General features: G+C 57.7%; 18 protein-coding genes and 1 tRNA gene. 9 read left to right on the top strand and 10 right to left on the bottom strand.

The features are described from left to right. Window positions 1–54: 54 nt before the first annotated feature. Together LKO31_RS02515 and panC are read right to left on the bottom strand one after the other, a co-directional pair. The gene (locus tag LKO31_RS02515) at window positions 55–381 is read right to left on the bottom strand and encodes an SEL1-like repeat protein (RefSeq protein WP_227688506.1); all 327 of its coding nucleotides are present in this window, start codon (window positions 379–381) and stop codon (window positions 55–57) included. A gap of 221 nt (window positions 382–602) precedes the next feature. Continuing rightward, complete coding sequence (panC, locus tag LKO31_RS02510) at window positions 603–1,442, bottom strand: pantoate--beta-alanine ligase (protein ID WP_227688505.1); 840 nt, start codon at window positions 1,440–1,442, stop codon at window positions 603–605. 83 nt (window positions 1,443–1,525) lie between these two features. Between panC and LKO31_RS02505 the strand changes: the two genes are divergently transcribed. The 5 genes from LKO31_RS02505 to ykgO all read left to right on the top strand — a co-directional run bounded on the left by LKO31_RS02505 (window position 1,526) and on the right by ykgO (window position 6,607). After that, window positions 1,526–2,335, top strand: a complete 810-nt coding sequence (locus LKO31_RS02505) for a division plane positioning ATPase MipZ (RefSeq protein ID WP_227688504.1) — start codon at window positions 1,526–1,528, stop codon at window positions 2,333–2,335. Between the two features lie 43 nt (window positions 2,336–2,378). Next, window positions 2,379–3,776 (top strand): phosphoglucomutase/phosphomannomutase PgmG, encoded by a 1,398-nt coding sequence (pgmG, locus tag LKO31_RS02500; RefSeq protein ID WP_227688503.1) that lies wholly within the window; start codon window positions 2,379–2,381, stop codon window positions 3,774–3,776. Between the two features lie 185 nt (window positions 3,777–3,961). Next, window positions 3,962–4,750: an LPS export ABC transporter ATP-binding protein gene (gene lptB, locus LKO31_RS02495; RefSeq protein WP_227688502.1), complete on the top strand. Its 789-nt coding sequence runs from the start codon at window positions 3,962–3,964 to the stop codon at window positions 4,748–4,750. Between the two features lie 14 nt (window positions 4,751–4,764). Continuing rightward, window positions 4,765–6,330 (top strand): RNA polymerase factor sigma-54, encoded by a 1,566-nt coding sequence (gene rpoN / locus LKO31_RS02490; protein WP_227688501.1) that lies wholly within the window; start codon window positions 4,765–4,767, stop codon window positions 6,328–6,330. Between the two features lie 151 nt (window positions 6,331–6,481). Beyond that, entirely contained in the window at window positions 6,482–6,607 is a 126-nt protein-coding gene (gene ykgO / locus LKO31_RS02485; RefSeq protein ID WP_003046794.1) for a type B 50S ribosomal protein L36, read from the top strand. A 251-nt stretch (window positions 6,608–6,858) separates the two neighbouring features. On the opposite strand, the gene metW is transcribed toward ykgO, so the two are convergent. Both metW and metX read right to left on the bottom strand, forming a co-directional pair. Beyond that, window positions 6,859–7,449, bottom strand: coding sequence for a methionine biosynthesis protein MetW (gene metW / locus LKO31_RS02480; RefSeq protein ID WP_227689545.1), 591 nt, complete (start codon window positions 7,447–7,449; stop codon window positions 6,859–6,861). A 2-nt stretch (window positions 7,450–7,451) separates the two neighbouring features. After that, the gene (metX, locus tag LKO31_RS02475) at window positions 7,452–8,573 is read right to left on the bottom strand and encodes a homoserine O-acetyltransferase MetX (protein WP_227688500.1); all 1,122 of its coding nucleotides are present in this window, start codon (window positions 8,571–8,573) and stop codon (window positions 7,452–7,454) included. A gap of 78 nt (window positions 8,574–8,651) precedes the next feature. On the opposite strand from metX, the gene hisC reads away from it, so the two are divergent. Together hisC and LKO31_RS02465 are read left to right on the top strand one after the other, a co-directional pair. Further along, window positions 8,652–9,758, top strand: a complete 1,107-nt coding sequence (gene hisC, locus LKO31_RS02470) for a histidinol-phosphate transaminase (protein ID WP_227688499.1) — start codon at window positions 8,652–8,654, stop codon at window positions 9,756–9,758. Window positions 9,759–9,764: 6 nt separating this feature from the next. Beyond that, window positions 9,765–10,676: a prephenate/arogenate dehydrogenase family protein gene (locus LKO31_RS02465; protein WP_227688498.1), complete on the top strand. Its 912-nt coding sequence runs from the start codon at window positions 9,765–9,767 to the stop codon at window positions 10,674–10,676. 57 nt (window positions 10,677–10,733) lie between these two features. Here the strand turns inward: LKO31_RS02465 and LKO31_RS02460 are convergent, their stop codons facing one another. From LKO31_RS02460 to ftsE, 4 genes are read right to left on the bottom strand one after another with little or no spacing between them, the layout of a single operon-like run. After that, window positions 10,734–11,471 carry a lysophospholipid acyltransferase family protein gene (locus tag LKO31_RS02460; protein WP_227688497.1) on the bottom strand — a complete coding sequence of 246 codons (738 nt, stop codon included), beginning with the start codon at window positions 11,469–11,471 and terminating at the stop codon, window positions 10,734–10,736. Between the two features lie 10 nt (window positions 11,472–11,481). Then, window positions 11,482–12,012, bottom strand: a complete 531-nt coding sequence (locus LKO31_RS02455; RefSeq protein ID WP_227688496.1) for a YdcF family protein — start codon at window positions 12,010–12,012, stop codon at window positions 11,482–11,484. Further along, window positions 12,009–12,920 (bottom strand): cell division protein FtsX, encoded by a 912-nt coding sequence (locus tag LKO31_RS02450; RefSeq protein WP_227688495.1) that lies wholly within the window; start codon window positions 12,918–12,920, stop codon window positions 12,009–12,011. Before LKO31_RS02450 ends, LKO31_RS02455 begins: the two co-directional genes overlap by 4 nt. A gap of 16 nt (window positions 12,921–12,936) precedes the next feature. Beyond that, the gene (gene ftsE / locus LKO31_RS02445; protein ID WP_227688494.1) at window positions 12,937–13,665 is read right to left on the bottom strand and encodes a cell division ATP-binding protein FtsE; all 729 of its coding nucleotides are present in this window, start codon (window positions 13,663–13,665) and stop codon (window positions 12,937–12,939) included. 249 nt (window positions 13,666–13,914) lie between these two features. Here ftsE and LKO31_RS02440 point away from each other — a divergent pair, with 249 nt between their 5' ends. Then, window positions 13,915–14,910 carry a zinc-ribbon domain-containing protein gene (locus LKO31_RS02440; RefSeq protein ID WP_227688493.1) on the top strand — a complete coding sequence of 332 codons (996 nt, stop codon included), beginning with the start codon at window positions 13,915–13,917 and terminating at the stop codon, window positions 14,908–14,910. Between the two features lie 107 nt (window positions 14,911–15,017). Further along, window positions 15,018–15,094, top strand: a tRNA-Arg gene (locus LKO31_RS02435). A 52-nt stretch (window positions 15,095–15,146) separates the two neighbouring features. Here the strand turns inward: LKO31_RS02435 and LKO31_RS02430 are convergent. Continuing rightward, on the bottom strand, window positions 15,147–16,340 hold the full coding sequence (locus LKO31_RS02430; protein WP_227688492.1) for a benzoate/H(+) symporter BenE family transporter: 1,194 nt from the start codon (window positions 16,338–16,340) through the stop codon (window positions 15,147–15,149). A gap of 151 nt (window positions 16,341–16,491) precedes the next feature. After that, on the bottom strand, window positions 16,492–16,974 hold a 483-nt coding region (locus LKO31_RS02425; RefSeq protein WP_227688491.1), incomplete at its 5' end, for a hypothetical protein.

The following is a 16,974-nucleotide window of genomic DNA, read 5'->3' as shown; positions in this document are numbered from 1 at the left end:
GGCCTTTATCCTAGGGCCAAGCGGCGAGTCGTTTTGGACTGTGCGGTGCGCCCGTCAATGCTGCATGGCAGGGGCTAGAGCAGCCTCATTCCCATTTTGCGCGGGGACGGACAGCCAAGCGCGGGCCTGACGCTGGGCTTCGGCAATATCGGCGCGGGACATTTCGCGGGCGATTTCGGCGCGGCAATATTGGCCTTCGCTGCTGCCTTGGATCGCGGCAAGGTTGAACCATTTATGGGCCTGTACCAAATCCAGCGGCATTCCATTGGCCCCTGTCGAATAAGCGACGCCCAAATCGAAGCAGGCATGAAGATCGCCGTGCTGCGCGGCATGAATGGCTGTGCGGATTCTGGGGTCCGCCTGTGTTGCAATATGGGTCATCCGATACCCTCCCCCCTATCTGTTGGTGACATGTTTAGAAGGCGATGGTCGCGGGAATTTGGTAAATTTACTGTTAAACGCGATACGGCGGGGGGTAAGTAATCGTTATGGTTATAATATCTTGCGCCCATTGCAGCGGGGCGGTGTCAAAGCTTGGCCCAGTTTCCGAGTCGCGCTCACAATGAGCGGACGCCGCGTCGGAAGCTGGGGTATGGGTGGCCTTAGCCGACGGCCAGATTGTCGAGCAGGCGGGTTTTGCCCATGCGCGCGGCGGCCAGCAAACGGGCGGGGCCGCTATATTGGTCCAGACGGGCCAGCGTGTCCTTGTTCGTCAGGGCCAGATAATCGACACTATCAAAGCCGCCAGCGATAATCGCTTGTTCGGCCTTGGCCAGCACTGACGCGACATTTTCACCCGCCGCAATCGCTTGGGCGGCGCGATTCAATGCCTCAGACAAATGGACCGCGTCGCTGCGCTGTTGCGGGGTTAAATAGGCGTTGCGCGATGACAGGGCCAAACCGTCGGCAGCGCGGGCGATAGGTGCCCCGATAATGTCGACGGGGAAATCCAAATCGCGCACAAATTGGCGGATGATCGCCAGTTGCTGCCAATCTTTTTCGCCGAAAATCGCGATGTCAGGCCGCACTTGATTCAGCAATTTGGATACGACGGTGGCGACACCATCAAAATGGCCGGGCCGGGCCGCGCCGCAGAAATCAGCGCCCAACTCGGCCACCTCGACATGGGTGACATGGCCAGGGGGATACATGACGCTGACGTCCGGTGCCCACAATATAGACACGGCGGCTTCGGCCAGCATCGCGCCATCTTTTTGTTCGTCGCGGGGATAGGCGTCGAAATCTTCATTGGGGCCAAATTGTGTGGGGTTGACGAAAATCGACACCACCACATGGTCGGCCAAGGTTTTAGCCTTTTTCACCAAGGACATATGCCCTTCGTGTAGCGCGCCCATGGTTGGGACCAACGCTATTGTCTTGCCGCCTTGTCTCATCGCGCTAATGGCGTGACGAAGGGCGGCGATATCACGGATGATTTGCACCCTAGCTCTGCCTCCGATATTGGCGGCGCTTATGCACCACTATGCGGATGCCATGCCGCGCCAACAGGAAAATCGCAACGGTCATGACAGCACAAGCGCCTCACCGGATTATATTCGCGAATGAAAAAGGCGGAACAGGAAAATCGACCTGTGCCGTACATTTTGCGGTGGCTTTGGCCGCGCAAGGCTATCGCGTGGCGGGATTGGACATGGATCCGCGTCAGCGGACCTTCTATCGCTATTTGGAAAATCGTGTGGAAACAGCGCGTCGGCGCGGTCTAGATCTGCCGATGCCGCGTTTCGAGGTGTTTCAAGGATCGACTTTGGAAGAATTGGATGCCCATGTGGCGTCGATGGTCGATGGCGCCGATTATTTTATTGCCGACACACCGGGCCGTGACGACATGTTTGCCCGCCATATTGCGACCACCGCCGATACGCTGATTACGCCGATGAACGACAGTTTCATTGACTTTGACTTGATCGGGCAGGTGCATCCCGAAACATTTCAGGTCACGCGGCCCAGCTTTTATTCCGAACTGATTTGGGACACGCGCAAGACGCGGGCGAAAAATGATGGGCGGCAAGTGGATTGGATCGTGCTGCGCAACCGCCTGCAACATATTGAAGCGAAAAATATGGTGCGGGTGGGCGAGGCCTTGCAACAATTGTCACGCCGCGTCGGTTTTCGTGTGATTCCGGGTCTTGGGGAACGCGTGATTTACCGTGAACTATTCCCCGCTGGCCTGACTTTGCTGGACAAAGACCATTTGGGCGGCATGGGCATGGGCCATGTGGTGGCGCGGCAGGAATTGCGCGAAGCGATGGCGGGTCTAAATTTGCCGGAACGGGATAAAATAGCCGGTGATCGGGATGCTGTTCGCGCATCTTGAACCCAGCCCCATTGCCAGACCTGCCAAAGCTGAGAGAGCCAAAATGACCCATAGTTTCCACCCGACTATTTTGCGCGAATATGACATTCGCGGCATAGTGGATGACAATCTGACCGCGCAGGACGCCTATGCGATTGGCCGCAGCTTTGCGACCCTGATCGGGCGAGCAGGCGGTTCATCCATTGCGGTGGGATATGACGGCCGTTTGTCATCGCCGATGCTGGAAGAAGCGCTGGTGTCGGGCATCATGGATGCGGGTGTGAATGCCCTGCGCATTGGTATGGGGCCAACACCCATGCTATATTATGCGGCATCAACCCAGCCAGTGGATGGCGGTATAGAAATAACCGGCAGCCACAACCCCGCCAATTATAATGGCTTCAAAATGGTGTTTCAGGGCCGACCATTTTTTGGCGCGGACATTATCCAATTGGGACAGATGGCGGCGGCTGGGGATTGGGACAGCGGTCAGGGAAGCGCGCAGCATTTGGATATCGTCGACGCTTATGTGGATCGGTTGGTCCAAGATTTCAGCGGTTTCGGTGTAGATGGGCGTCCTTTCCGCATGGCTTGGGACGCGGGCAATGGGGCCGCTGGGCCAGTGATCGAAAAATTGACCCAGCGTTTGCCGGGGGAGCATCATTTGCTGTTCACCGATGTTGACGGACATTTTCCCAACCACCATCCCGATCCCACTGATGAGGCGAATCTGGCGGATCTGCGCAAGCTTGTCGCCGAAAGAAGCCTCGATTTTGGTGTCGCTTTCGATGGAGATGGCGACCGAATCGGCGCCATTGACGGGCAGGGCCGTGTGATTTGGGGCGACCAATTGCTGCAAATCTATGCGGCAGCGGTGCTGCAAGGCCATGGCGGGGCGACGGTGATTGCCGATGTGAAGGCCAGCCAAGCCTTATTTGACCGCGTCAAAGAACTCGGCGGACAGCCGCTGATGTGGAAAACTGGGCACAGCCTGATCAAAGCCAAGATGAAAGAAACTGGCAGTCCTTTGGCCGGCGAAATGAGCGGCCATATCTTTTTCGCGGATCGTTATTATGGCTATGACGACGCGCCCTATGCTGCGGTGCGTTTGATGGAAGCGGCGACCTTGCTGGGGACCAGTGTCACCGATATGCGGTCCCAGATGGCCGAATGGGTCAACACGCCCGAAATGCGCTTTCAAGTGGACGAAAGCCGGAAATTCGCGGTGATCGACGAAGTGCTGGCCCGTCTTGGCGACAGCGGTGCGACGGTCGACCGCACGGATGGTGCGCGGGTGCTGAACGAAGATGGCTGGTGGCTGCTGAGGGCGTCCAATACCCAAGATGTGCTGGTGGCGCGGGCGGAATCGCATGATCAGGCCGGTTTGGACCGTTTGCTGGCGGCTATTGACGCGCAATTGGCCCTGTCGGGCGTGGTGCGCGGACCGCAGGCGGCGCATTAAGCGATAGCGGGCGTAGTTTTGGTGCGTTTGGAGCGATGGTCGCACGCGTCCCAGACAATGAAGCTTGCTGCCCAGCACGCCATGGCTATGGCATAGGAAGAATGATGCAATAATCCTGCCAGATTGACCTGCGGCGGGATTTTCATGTATCGCGGACCCCCCAGCGACGAAGGAAGAAGCCCCCTATGCCACGTGAATCAGACCATGGCGTGGCCGAACATGTGGCCCATGTCCAAGAAGATGCCGCTGCTGGCAATGGTTTGGCGGTGGTGTCCATCGCCAAAAGCTATGACAAGCGGGTCGTTTTATCGGACGTATCTTTGTCGGTTGGCAAGGGCGAGGCGGTTGGCCTGTTGGGGCCAAATGGGGCTGGCAAGACCACCTGTTTTTATTCGATCATGGGTCTGGTGAAGCCGGATGCGGGCCGCATCATGTTGGACGGGTCGGACATTACGGCGCTGCCCATGTATCGCCGCGCCATTTTGGGCCTTGGTTATTTGCCGCAGGAAACCAGCATTTTTCGCGGTATGACCGTGGAACAAAATATCGAAGCGGTGCTGGAATTGGCCGAACCGGACAAGAATGCCCGCAAGGCGCGCTTGGACGAATTGCTGGACGAATTTGGCCTGACGCGGCTGCGCGCATCGGCGTCTATGGCATTGTCGGGGGGTGAACGCCGCCGCGCCGAAATTGCGCGGGCTTTGGCGGCCAATCCGTCGATCATGCTGCTGGACGAACCTTTTGCCGGTATCGACCCGATCAGCATTGGCGATATTCGCGAATTGGTGGGCGATTTGAAAAAGCGCGGCATTGGCGTGCTGATCACCGACCATAATGTGCGCGAAACGCTCGACCTAGTCGACCGCGCCTGCATTATTTATGACGGCAAGGTGCTGTTGGCAGGGTCGCCCGAAGAATTGGTCGCTGACCCCGAGGTTCGCCGCCTGTATCTGGGTGAGGGCTTTTCCCTGTAATGGGGTAGCGCGCCATGGCCTTGGGTCCGCGCCTCGATTTACGCCAGTCGCAATCGCTGGTTATGACGCCGCAATTGCAGCAGGCGATCAAATTGCTGGCCTTATCCAATTTGGAATTGGAATCCTATCTGGCAGAGGCGCTGGACGCCAACCCGTTGCTGGAGGCTGGTAGCGGGGATATAGATTATAGCGCGCCGGATGAGGTCGACCGCGAAGGCCCTGATTTCGATGTACGCGATTTTGGCGGCGCAGAGGGCGGCGATGATCCCGATTATGGCGCAAGTGACGAAAGCGACGAACAGCAAAACTATAATGAAGCCGCGTCGCTTGACGTCCCGATGGCCGACAGGGCGATGGACAGCGCGGGCGGCCTCTCAGAGGAATTGGACGTCGATTTTACGGCTGATCAATTTCATCATGACAGTGCAAGCGACACGATCGGCGTTGGTGCCGCCAGCGCCGCCGACGCCGATGGGCTGGATTTCGACAGCTTCGCAGCGACCGAACAAAGCCTGCACAGCCATTTGTTAGCGCAGGCGGGCGAAGTCTTGTCATCCGGTGATCAACTCATCGCCCAGCAAATCATCGCCCTGATTGACGAGGCTGGATATTGGCGCGGCGAGCCTAGCGAAGTGGCCGAGATGCTGGGCGTCAGCATGGATGATGTGCAGCGCGTGCTGGGCGCTGTGCAAAGCTTTGACCCCATAGGGGTTGGCGCACGGGACTTGCGGGAATGTATCGCGCTTCAGGCGCGCGAGGCGGACCGTTATGACCCGTGCATGGCCGTGATGATCGCCAATTTGGATTTGGTCGCCAAGGGAGCCTTTGCCCAGCTAAAGCGCATCTGCGGCGTCGATGACGAAGATTTGGCCGATATGATCCGTGAATTGCGCGGATATGATCCCAAGCCCGGCCTGCGATTTGGCGGCGGCACGGCGCAAATGGTGGTGCCGGATATATTTGTACGGCAGATATCGGGAGGTTGGGTTGTCGAGATGAACAGCGCTACCTTGCCGCGCGTGTTGGTGAACCGCCGCTATTATCAGCAATTAAGCCTAGGGGCGGGCAAGAAGAATCGGTCTTGGCTGTCCGAACAATTGGCGGGGGCCAATTGGTTGGTGCGGGCGCTGGACCAGCGACAGCGCACGATCATGAAAGTGACCAGCGAAATTGTGAAGCAGCAGGAAGGGTTTTTCCTGCACGGTGTGTCACAGATGAAGCCGTTGACGCTGCGGCAGGTGGCCGACGCAATTTCTATGCACGAATCGACCGTCAGCCGTGTGACCAGCCATAAATATATAAGTTGTCCGCGCGGCTTATTTGAACTGAAATATTTCTTTTCTAGTGGGATATCCGCCAGCGACGGTGATGGCGCGGTGTCCGCCGAGGCTGTGAAAAGCCGGATTCGCGCCTTGATTGAGGGGGAAGGCGCAAAAGCGATTCTCTCGGACGAGGTAATTGCCAAGAAATTGGCCGAAGAAGGCTTTGATATCGCCCGCCGAACGGTGGTAAAATACCGCGAAGCCATGGGTTTTGGCTCTTCTGTGCAAAGAAGACGGCAAAAGGCTTTGGCAGGATGAACTTTCTTGCTATGGGGCGTGTCGAAGCGCTCCTTGCAAGCTGAAATGGCGGAAAATAGGCGGAAACTTTGGTTGCCGGTTGACTTTTCCCTGTGGAAGCCATAGGTGCGCGCCTTCGCGTATCCACGCCCAATGTTTACGGACAAAGACAATGAAGATTCGCAACAGCCTGAAGTCGCTGAAGGACCGCCACCGGGATAACCGCGTTATCCGTCGTCGTGGTCGCACCTATGTGATTAACAAGACCAACCGTCGCTTCAAGGCGCGCCAGGGTTAATCCCTGTCGGGGCGGTTTCGCCCCGTTGCGCAAGTTGCGATTGTGCGTGACGCCGTCGGATGTTTCCGGCGGTGTTTTCGTATGTGCGGCGGATAAGCCCCAAGAGCATGGATGGTGGCCTGGGCAGCCTTAACAGCCGGATTGGCGATACAGGCTGCCGCAATGGGCACATGATATAAAAATGGCGGCACGGGGTCGCCATTTTTATTTGCGGATCATCCCAATCATTTTTATTTGCGGATCATCCCAATTTAGGAACGTGCAATTTGATAAATGGCATGTTCCGCGCGCCAATTGGCGGCGCTATCGCTGATCAAGCGGCCTCCGCTTAAAAACCACGCATTTTCGACGCGAATATTACGTTCAACCATCAAGTGACGAAAATCGCTGATGGTCAGGTGGTGAATATTGGGCGTTTCATACCATGCCACCGGAATCAGGCGCGTGACCGGCATCCGGCCATTTCGCATCAACGACCAGCGCACGCGCCAATGCGCGAAGTTGGGAAAGCTGACAAAGGCACGGGGCGCGATTCGCAGCAATTGTTCGATCACCAAATCGGGGCGCTCGGTGGTTTGCAGCGTTTGTGACAGGATGGCAAAATCAAAGGCATCATCGGGATAGGCATCCAGATCATGATTGGCGTCGCCCTGAACCACCGATTCGCCCGCTGCAATGGCTGCAGTGACCTTGGCGGCGTCCAGTTCCAAGCCGCGTGCATCGACATTGCGATTGCGGCGCAGCGCGCTGAGCAAAGTGCCATCGCCGCAGCCCACGTCCAATACGCGGCGGCCTTCGGGCACGGCATCGGCAATAATCGCCAAATCGGTGCGCAATGTCATCGTCATCCTCGGTTGTTCAATGCGCCCGCGATCAAGCGGTCCAACGGGGGGCAGTCTAGTAAAAAGCTGTCATGGCCAAAGGGCGACGACAGTTCGACAAAGCTGGCGGATGCGCCCGCGCCTTGCAGGGCTTGGACAATGCGGCGCGATTCCGATGTCGGGTATAGCCAGTCGGTATCAAAGCTGACCAAGGTAAAGCGCACATCCTTGGCTTTTGAAAAAGCGAGCGCCAAGCGGCCTTCATAAGGTTCGGCCAGATCATAATAATCCATGGCGCGGGTGATATATAAATAGGCGTTGGCGTCGAAGCGGTCGGTAAAGGCCAAGCCTTGATAGCGCAGATAGGATTCGATCTGGAAATCGGCATCAAAGCCAAAGCTTTTGATATCGCGCGCTTGCAGGCGGCGGCCAAATTTCTCGGTTAAACCTTCTTCGGACAAATAGGTGATATGCGCGGCCATGCGCGCGACGGCCAAACCCTTGGTCGGGTTTAGGCCGCTGGCGTAAAAATTGCCGTCCTGCCAATGGGGGTCGGCCATAATGGCCTGACGGCCCACTTCGTGAAAGGCGATATTTTGTGCGCTGTGCCGCGCGGCGCTGGCGATAACAATGGCCGAGCGCAGGCGCTGCGGATAATTGACCGTCCAGACCAAGGTTTGCATGCCGCCCATCGACCCGCCGACAACCGCGTGCAGTTGGTCAATGCCCAAATGGTCGATCAGCTTGGCCTGCGCCCGCACCATATCGGCGATGGTGATGACCGGAAAGCTCATGGCATAAGGCTGACCGGTGGCGGGGTTGATGCTAGCGGGGCCGGTGGTGCCAAGGCAGCTGCCCAGAACATTGGAACAGATGACGAAATATTTATCGGTATCAATCGGCTTGCCGGGGCCAACCATGCGAACCCACCAGCCTTCTTTGCCAGTCGCGGGGTGGTTGCTGGCGACATATTGGTCGCCCGTTAGCGCATGGCAGATCAGGATGGCATTGCTTTTATCGGCGTTTAAGGTGCCATAGCTTTGGTAAGCGATGGTCAGTTCGGGCAGGTTTTGCCCACTATCCAGCGCCAATGGTGCGGAAATATGAATATGATCATGTTGAATATGATGCAGCAAAGTGGCCATAATCCATCGGGCTAAGCTTGTGAACTTGTGCTGTCAACGTGCTGGACAGCGGCGCATCAGTCGCTAAACGGCTAGAGTATGACCGACGCGACCAAAATTCTTCAGCCGAAGCCGTGGATCAGCGGCATCGCTCCTTATGTTCCGGGCAAAAGCGCCAGCGATGATGGGCGTCCGCTTATCAAGCTGTCGGCCAATGAAAATCCGCTGGGAACCAGCGATCATGCGCGCGCAGCCTTCTTGGAAGCGGCGGCCGATATGGCGCGTTACCCTGACCCTGCCGCCACCGCGCTGCGTACCGCTTTGGCCGCGAAATATGATCTGGACCCCACCCGCGTCATTTATGGCACAGGGTCCGACGAATTGCTGCATCTGGCGGCCAGCGCTTATGCGGGGCCGGGGGATGAAGTGCTGTATGTGCGCTATGGTTTTGCGGTTTATGAAATTGCGGCGCGGCGTGTCGGCGCGGTTCCCGTTGAGGCGGCGGACTTGGATTATGGCACGGACGTGGATGCGTTGCTGGCCGCCGTGACCGATAAAACCCGCGTGGTCTATGTCGCCAACCCCAATAACCCCACCGGCACCTTTGCCCCGCGCGAAGATATTGCGCGCCTGCACGCGGGCTTGCCCAGCGATATTTTGTTGGTGCTGGACCAAGCCTATGCCGAATATCTGGACCAAGGCATGGATGATGGCGGGTTGGATTTGGCGCGCAGTGCGGACAATGTGCTGGTTACACGTACCTTTTCGAAAATCTATGGTTTGGCGGCCGAACGTATTGGTTGGGGCTATGGCAGCGCCGATATTATCGAGGCGCTGCACAAGATTCGCGCGCCGTTTAACGTTACCCGCTGCGGACAAGAAGCCGCGATTGCTGCCTTGGCCGATCAGGATTTTGTGGACCAAAGCCGCCAGCATAATGCCAAATGGCGTGCGTGGCTGACGGCGGAATTGGAAGCCATGGGCAACCATGGTCTGCGTATTTTGCCGTCGCAGACCAATTTCCTGTTCGTCATTTTTGATGGCGCCGTGACCGCCCAGATGATGTTCCAGCGGTTGATGGATGCAGGTTATGTGGTGCGTCATTTACCGGGCCAAGGCCTGCCGCAAGTGTTGCGCATCACCATCGGCACCGAAGAGGAAGTGCGGGGCCTTGCCGATGCGATGCGCGCTTCGTTGCAAGGCTGAGGGCGCGTGTCATCAGAATTTAAGTCGGTCGCGATTATCGGGCTGGGTCTGATTGGGTCATCCATTGCGCGCGGCGTTCGGGAATATATGCCCGATATGCGGGTCACGGGATTTGATGCCAGTGATGCGGCACGCGCCGAATCGCGGGATTTGGGTTTTTGCCACAATGTGATGGACGATGCCGCCGCCGCAGTCACGGACGCTGATCTGGTGATTTTGGCGGTTCCTGTTGGCCGCATGGCGGATGCTGCGCGGGCCATTGCACCGGGCCTGCGCAATGACGCGATTATTTCCGATGTCGGGTCATCCAAGGCCAGTGTGGCGGACATGCTGCGTTCTGTTTTGCCGAACCATGTCATCATTCCGGCCCATCCCGTGGCAGGCACAGAAAATAGTGGCCCTGCGGCAGGGTTCGCCAGCCTGTTTGAACAGCGGTGGTGCATCATCACGCCGCGCGGCGGCGACAATGCCGAGGCTGTGCAGAAATTGGCGACTTTCTGGCAAGCCTTGGGCGCAAAGGTTGAGGAAATGGACGCACGCCACCATGATTTGGTGTTGGCGGTGACCAGCCATTTACCGCATTTGATCGCTTATACCATCGTTGGCACGGCCAGCGAATTGGAAGAAGTGACGGAAAGCGAAGTCATTAAATATTCGGCGGGTGGTTTTCGTGACTTTACCCGCATCGCGGCCAGCGACCCTGTGATGTGGCGCGATATTTTCTTGAACAACAAAGACGCTGTGCTGGGCACCTTGCAGCGGTTCAACGAAGATTTGACCGGACTTCAGCAGGCGATCCGCAAAGGTGATGGCGAGAAGCTGGAGGCGTGGTTTACGCGCACTCGCAAAATTCGCCGTTCGATCATCGACGAAGGTCAGGATGACCCAGCCCCCAATTTTGGGCGGCGGCATAGTTGAGCATATCGAAACGATCGAATCAGAAAGAAAAAGGCGCCGATTGGGGCGCCTTTTTTATTAGGATGCTGTGCTGGCTGGGCTTTGTTCCAAGGCCGACGGCGGGTTCAGGGCGTTGATGGCGCGCCACACCCGATCCTCGGCCTCTGCACGGTCTAGGCCCGCGGGAATCATATCGCCCACCAAATAGGTGATGGTGCTAGGCCATTTGACCCACTTCCCGTTGGGATAGGCATCGCCGCTGTCGATTGCGACGGGTATCACGGCGACATTCAGCATTCGGTATATGCCCGCAAAGCCCGCGCGTAGCGGCGGGGCCTCGCCGCGCGCGACACGGGTTCCTTCGGCAAATAGGCATAGCGGGCGGCCTTGGGCCAAGGCGGCTTTGGCGGCGGCCAGCATGGCGCGCATAGTTTTGCTGCCGCCTTCGCGGTCCACCGGAATCAGTCCATATTGGCGGGCCGCGCTGCCCCACAGCGGGATGTCGAACAATTCGCGTTTGGCAAATACGGCGGGGTGGTCGAACAAATAAGGTTGTTCGACCGTTTCAAACGCCGATTCATGTTTGAAAACATAAAGCACGGGTTCATTGGGCATAGCGCCGATGATCCGCACCCGTTGGCCCAGCACCAGCAAGCACAACATGCGGTGCGACCATGCCCAAAAAGTGATGAAACCACGCCCCAGCGGCGGGGCGATTTTCAAAAAAAGCACGCCGCCCAGCGAACCAATAAAGCTGGCCACGGCAAAGCCGATCCAAAAGAGGATCGATCGAAATAGAGCAATGCTATAACGCAAAAAACTGTCCTTAAACGCCGATCAGTCCACCGACCAGACCGGCCAAATATTTATGATATTCCCGAAATAACGTCAGGAAATTGGGTTGGCTGCGCACAGCGTCGGGAATGATCGTCACATTTTTATCAATAGCGCGGCGCAATTCAAATTCGGCTCGGCGCATATGCCAGTCGGTGGTGACCAATCGCACGGTGCGATAATTGCGGCGGGCCACCCAATTCACCACCTCGGTGGCGTTGGAGCGTGTGTCCTCTGCCTCGAAACCCAAAGCCACACAGCAATCGAACAAGGCCATGGGGCGTTTATACTCTGCCGCCAATTCATGGGGCTTCACTTCGCGGGCGACGCCGCTGATCAGCAGACGGTCGGCTTGTTTTTGTTCCAACAGGTCCAACGCTCGATCAATGCGCCCCGGTCCGCCGGTCAGCACCACAATCGCATCGGTCTTTTGCAAGGGGGCGGGCATGGGCGGCAACAGCGCGAACCATGCAAAACCCAGCACCCACGCCAGAAACAAAAGGGAGATCAGCCGTTTGATCATATCATCTTCTTTAGCGCAGCAAGCAGGGTTTGACGGGCTGTAACCGCCGCCAAAGCGATAGCCAATAGCGGCAATGCCAGCAAGAGCAGCCAGCCACCCGCGCCAATGGTTGCGGTGGACGCCAAGCCGGAACTGATGCCCGACCATTGCCAGCGGATGACCAGCAAGATCAGCGCCGCACCCACGCTGCCCAAAGCGATGCCATAGGCGGTGTCAATGGCGATGCGATGTTGGAATAAGCGGCTGATTTGTTGGTCGGTCGCCCCAATCATATGCAACATTTCAATGGTCGCAAAATGGGTGTTGAGCGCGGCGCGGGCGGTCATAATTACCACGGCGGCGCTGGCGGCGGTGATGAGCACGACCATCAGCACCGATACCCATGTCAGCGACCGAATCAGCCGTTCGACCGGCCCCAGCCATTCCGCATGGGCAATGATGCGCGCATTATCCGCAATGCCATGCACCAATTTTCCAAGCTGCGCCAATTGTGCGCTGCGGTCCCCTTCGGCCAAATCCAGATCGACCAAGGCGGGCAGGGGTAAGGCCTTGAGCGCTGGGTCGGCTTCACCTTCGCTGCCAAACCATTGGCCGAGCGTGGCTTGCAATTCGCTGGGCGCGACCATGCGGCTGTGCAAGACAAAGGGTGTTTTGGCGGCTTGTTGTTGGAAAATATGGGCTTGTTCGGCGCGTTTAGCGGGGTTGGCGGTGGTGATTTGCACGGTGACGCGGCCCGCAATTGCTTCGCCGAGTTGGTTGGCCGATTGGCTGAGCGCCAAGCCTGTGGCGGCGGACAGCAATGTCAGCATCATTAAAATGGCGATGATCCACGGCGTTGGGCCAGACAAGCGGCGGTCCGGCAGCAAGCGGCGCTGATGGGTGGGAATATGGGGAAGAAGCATGGCCATGCGCGTCACCATGGGGTCATCCGCTGGTCGGCGGAAAGCGCAGCACGCCGGTTGGGTCGGACAAGCGCCCTTTTTCCAACCGCATCATCTGTGCTTTTTCCACCTGACTGATGAGATGAAGATCGTGGGTGGCGACGACGACTGTGGTTCCCAAGCGGTTCAGCGCCTCGAACAATCCTAGCAAGCGTATGGCCATGTCGGGATCAACGTTACCGGTCGGTTCGTCCGCCACCAGTAATTGTGGGCGCGCAATCACCGCGCGGGCAATCGCCACACGTTGCTGTTCGCCGCCCGACAAAGTGGCGGGAAAGGCTTCGGCCCGTTCTTGCAGCCCAATCCATGACAGCATTTCGTCCACGGGGCCCGCCAAATCCGCTTCGGCTACGCCAGCAATGCGCAGCGGCAGCGCAATATTGTCGCGGGTCGACAAATGCGGAATCAGCCGGAAATCTTGAAACACCACGCCAATGCGGCGGCGAAATCCGGGCAAGCGATGGCGCGGCATCGCCACCAAATCTTCGCCAAAGATCCGAACAATACCGCGGCTGGGCTTCTGCGCCAAATATAGCATTTTCAGCAGCGAGGTTTTCCCAGCGCCGGACGGACCTGTGAGGAAATAAAAGCTGCCAGGTTGCAGGGCAAAGCTGACGTCGCTCAGCACCTCTGCTTCGGGGGTATAGCGCAGGCCCACACCGTCAAATTCCACCATGGCGCTGCCCGCGCGGACTGAACGCGGCGCGGTCATGCTGCAAAAGCTTTGCGGGCTGATGCAGGCCACCGGATTTTATATGCGCTAAGTTCGCCGCCCATGCCCCTGCATTTGCACGGCTGGCGGCCAAGAACAAGCGATATGACGCATAGGGCGCGGGGTCATGGGTCGGCTGGGGCAGCACGCGTGTCGGGGCGTGAACAAATAGTATGGCGAGGCAATAAGCAGCCGATCAAACACAAAGGCCCCTTGCAACAGCGCGACTCAGCGTGTTTAGAGTGGGGCATGATCCTAGCCTGTCCGTCTTGTAATATGCGCTATGCTGTGCCGAACACGGCCATTCCGGCATCAGGACGCACGGTTCGCTGTGCCAGTTGCCAACATAGCTGGTTTCAACCGCCCATGTCGCCCGACGAAGATGGGGCGGGTCAAGGCGTTGATAATGCAAGTGCAGCGATCACGGATGCTGCGCCCACTGCGCCCACTGCGCCGCCCGCGCCAGATCCCCAGGGCGTGGCTGCGCCTGTGCCGTCCATGGCTGCGCCCTCGGCGCCCCAGCAATCCATGGCAAAGCGTGACTCTGCGGATGATGTGGCCGCTGCGGCAGAAGAAGCTGCGCCCACACCCGCAGAACCCACGATATCGGCGGTGCCTGTCTCGGATGTTCCGGCTCCACCACCGCCTGCTTCAGGCGAAGCGGCAGGGACGGATAAAGCAGCTACGCCGACCACCAAGCCGGACAATGCGGCTGATGTCCCTGTCGGTATCGCAGCAGTTGGTCCAGCGGCGGGTGACATATTGCCGGATGAAAATCTGGTGGCCGATCAACCTTTGCCTTTCCGCCGCGCGTCCAATGGGGTGGGGCGCCGCTGGACCGTGATGGCGGTGATTGCCTTGCTGTTGGTCATCGCCGCGGCCGCTAGCTTGAAAATCTTTGGCCTGCCCAATTGGGCGCAGGGCTTGGGCGTGATGGGGGCTAGCGAGAATACCGATTTGGTGATCGAATTGCCGCCCAACCAAGATCATCGCGAATTGCCCGATGGTACGATTTTATTTGCGGTGTCGGGCGTGATTATCAACCCTACGGATCGCGAACAGCGTGTGCCGCCGATCTTGGCCCAATTGTTGGATGCCCAAGGGACGATTGTCTATAGTTGGACTATCAAGCCGCCTGTCGCGACCCTTGCGCCCAACGCCAAGGTGAATTTCAGCGAAGCGAAGCTGGACATTCCGCGCCGTGCCACCGAATTGTCGGTGGATTGGGAACTGCCATCGCGCTGATTTGCCAGTGGCTTTCTGCGTCAGTGGGCGAATTGCATCTAATTGCGGCGCGGTGCGATAAGAGCATTGCTGCGCAAGGCTTTGCTTGCTAGAGCCAGCCTCGGCCCGCACCCGTAGCTCAGCTGGATAGAGTGTTGCCCTCCGAAGGCAAAGGTCACAGGTTCGAATCCTGTCGGGTGCGCCACATCCTCTATATGCTTTCGCGCTAGGATCGCCGCGTAGCGATTTGCCGCTGCCTAGACAGCGTTGCCGCCTTTCTTTGCCCGATGTTGAGCGATGAGATGGCCTATACCCATCGCCCCAAATCCGACCACCAAGCCCCAAAAGGCCGAGCCCAGTCCCCATAAAGCCAGTCCGGACCCTGTGGCCAAAAAGGTTAAAATGGCGGGGTCGCGCTCTGTGCCGCTTGCCAGCATCACCTGCATGGCACCGATCAGGGCCGGTATCAGCGCAATACCAGTCAGAACGGCGATGACAGTTTCCGGCAAGCCTAGAAAGATTTGCACCAGTGCGGGCGAGAATAAGGCGAGCACACCATAGCATCCCCCATAGATCAGCCCCACGGTCCAGCGTTTGGCGGGGTCGGCATGGGCTTCTTCATTGGTGCAGATAGCCGCCGTAATCGCGGCGAGGTTCAGGGCAAAGGCCCCAAAGGGTGCCATGATTAACGATGTCGTGCCTGTCGCGACCAGCAAAGAACCAGCAGGCGGCTGATATCCTGCGGTGCGCAACACCACCAAGCCCGGTAAATTTTGTGAAACCAAAGTTACGAGGAAAAGCGGTACCGCTAAGCTGATGACGGCGCGAATATCGAAGGATGGGAGCACGGGAAGCAATTGCCCCAGCAGCGGGCCATGGGAGGGCAGGGTCACCTCGCCGCGAATCAATACCAAAAGCAAGCCGGTGACCAACACGATGAGCAGGGCATATAATGGCAGATATTGCCGTGCTGCTACAAAGCAGACCAGCAACAGTGCGACCAATAAGGGGTCAGACGCTCCCATAGAGAATAGGGTGAGGCAGAAGGGCAGCAGCACACCCGCCAGCATCGCGGAAGCAATGGCGGGTGGAATATGTTCGGCCAGACGGCCCAGCGCAGGGATAAGGCCCAGCAATATCATCATGACGGATGCCGCGAAAAATATGCCGATCAAAGTGGGCCAGGATACGGATATGGCGCTAGCCGCCAATAAAGCGGCCCCAGGCGTGGACCACGCCAACACCACAGGCATCTTCAGCCGCCATGACAGGGTAGCGCTGCCTAGGGCAATACCGATACAAAGGGCGGTAACGGCTGAGCCGCTTTGCGCAACATTGGCCCCCAGCAGTTTCATGGCTTGTACGACGAGGGCCACCGTGCCGCCAAATCCGATAATGGCTGCGGTGATCGCCGACGACCAAGCCGTCAATGGGGGCAGTGCGCGGATCAAAGATCGTCTCCAACTCTCAATAGCTTTGCGTCATGGCGCGGGCACCTTCGGCTAGCAAAGGATATTTCGACTATCCAGAAACGACTTGGATGGACGCCGCTTCCGAATCCTGTTTGGAAAATCCGCGAAAAGCGTCTGAGGATTCGTCCGCTCATGGTGTTTTTGGCTGCAAGCGAACATATTCGGTTCCGTTTAACGAAAGTGGTCGCGTTGATCCGCGAAGATAATCGAAAATCATCAGCACCGTCGGTTGCTCGGGAAAATGGTGTTGAAAGCGCTGTAATTGGCGGGATGTGAGGATGTTATGTTTTTGTAGCGGAGGGATTTTTTGTGACAATCGCAACAAAAGTGAAAAGAATCGGTTGACGGTTCGGACTGATCCGCTTAGAGGCGTTTTCACCGGACGGGGCGCGGCGGCAACGCTGCACTGACCGGTCGCCAACATAGACGGATAGCATGGTTTCTCGAATGAGAATTTCGAGGGATGGAAGGCTGTCCGGTTTATTGTCTGGTTGGATCTTTGAAATTGTGATTGTCGATGAAGGGACATGTGGGCGGCGGCCCTGGTTCTTGCAGCTTTAAGGTGCAAGCAAATCAGGTTAAAAAGCCAAGCCTGACCTACATGTCTTACACG

Source organism: Sphingopyxis yananensis, assembly GCF_020687785.1.
Classification (GTDB): Bacteria; Pseudomonadota; Alphaproteobacteria; order Sphingomonadales; family Sphingomonadaceae; genus Sphingopyxis; species Sphingopyxis yananensis.
The sequence above is the reverse complement of the archived record's forward strand: the minus strand, read 5'-3'. Positions and strand labels throughout refer to the sequence as shown.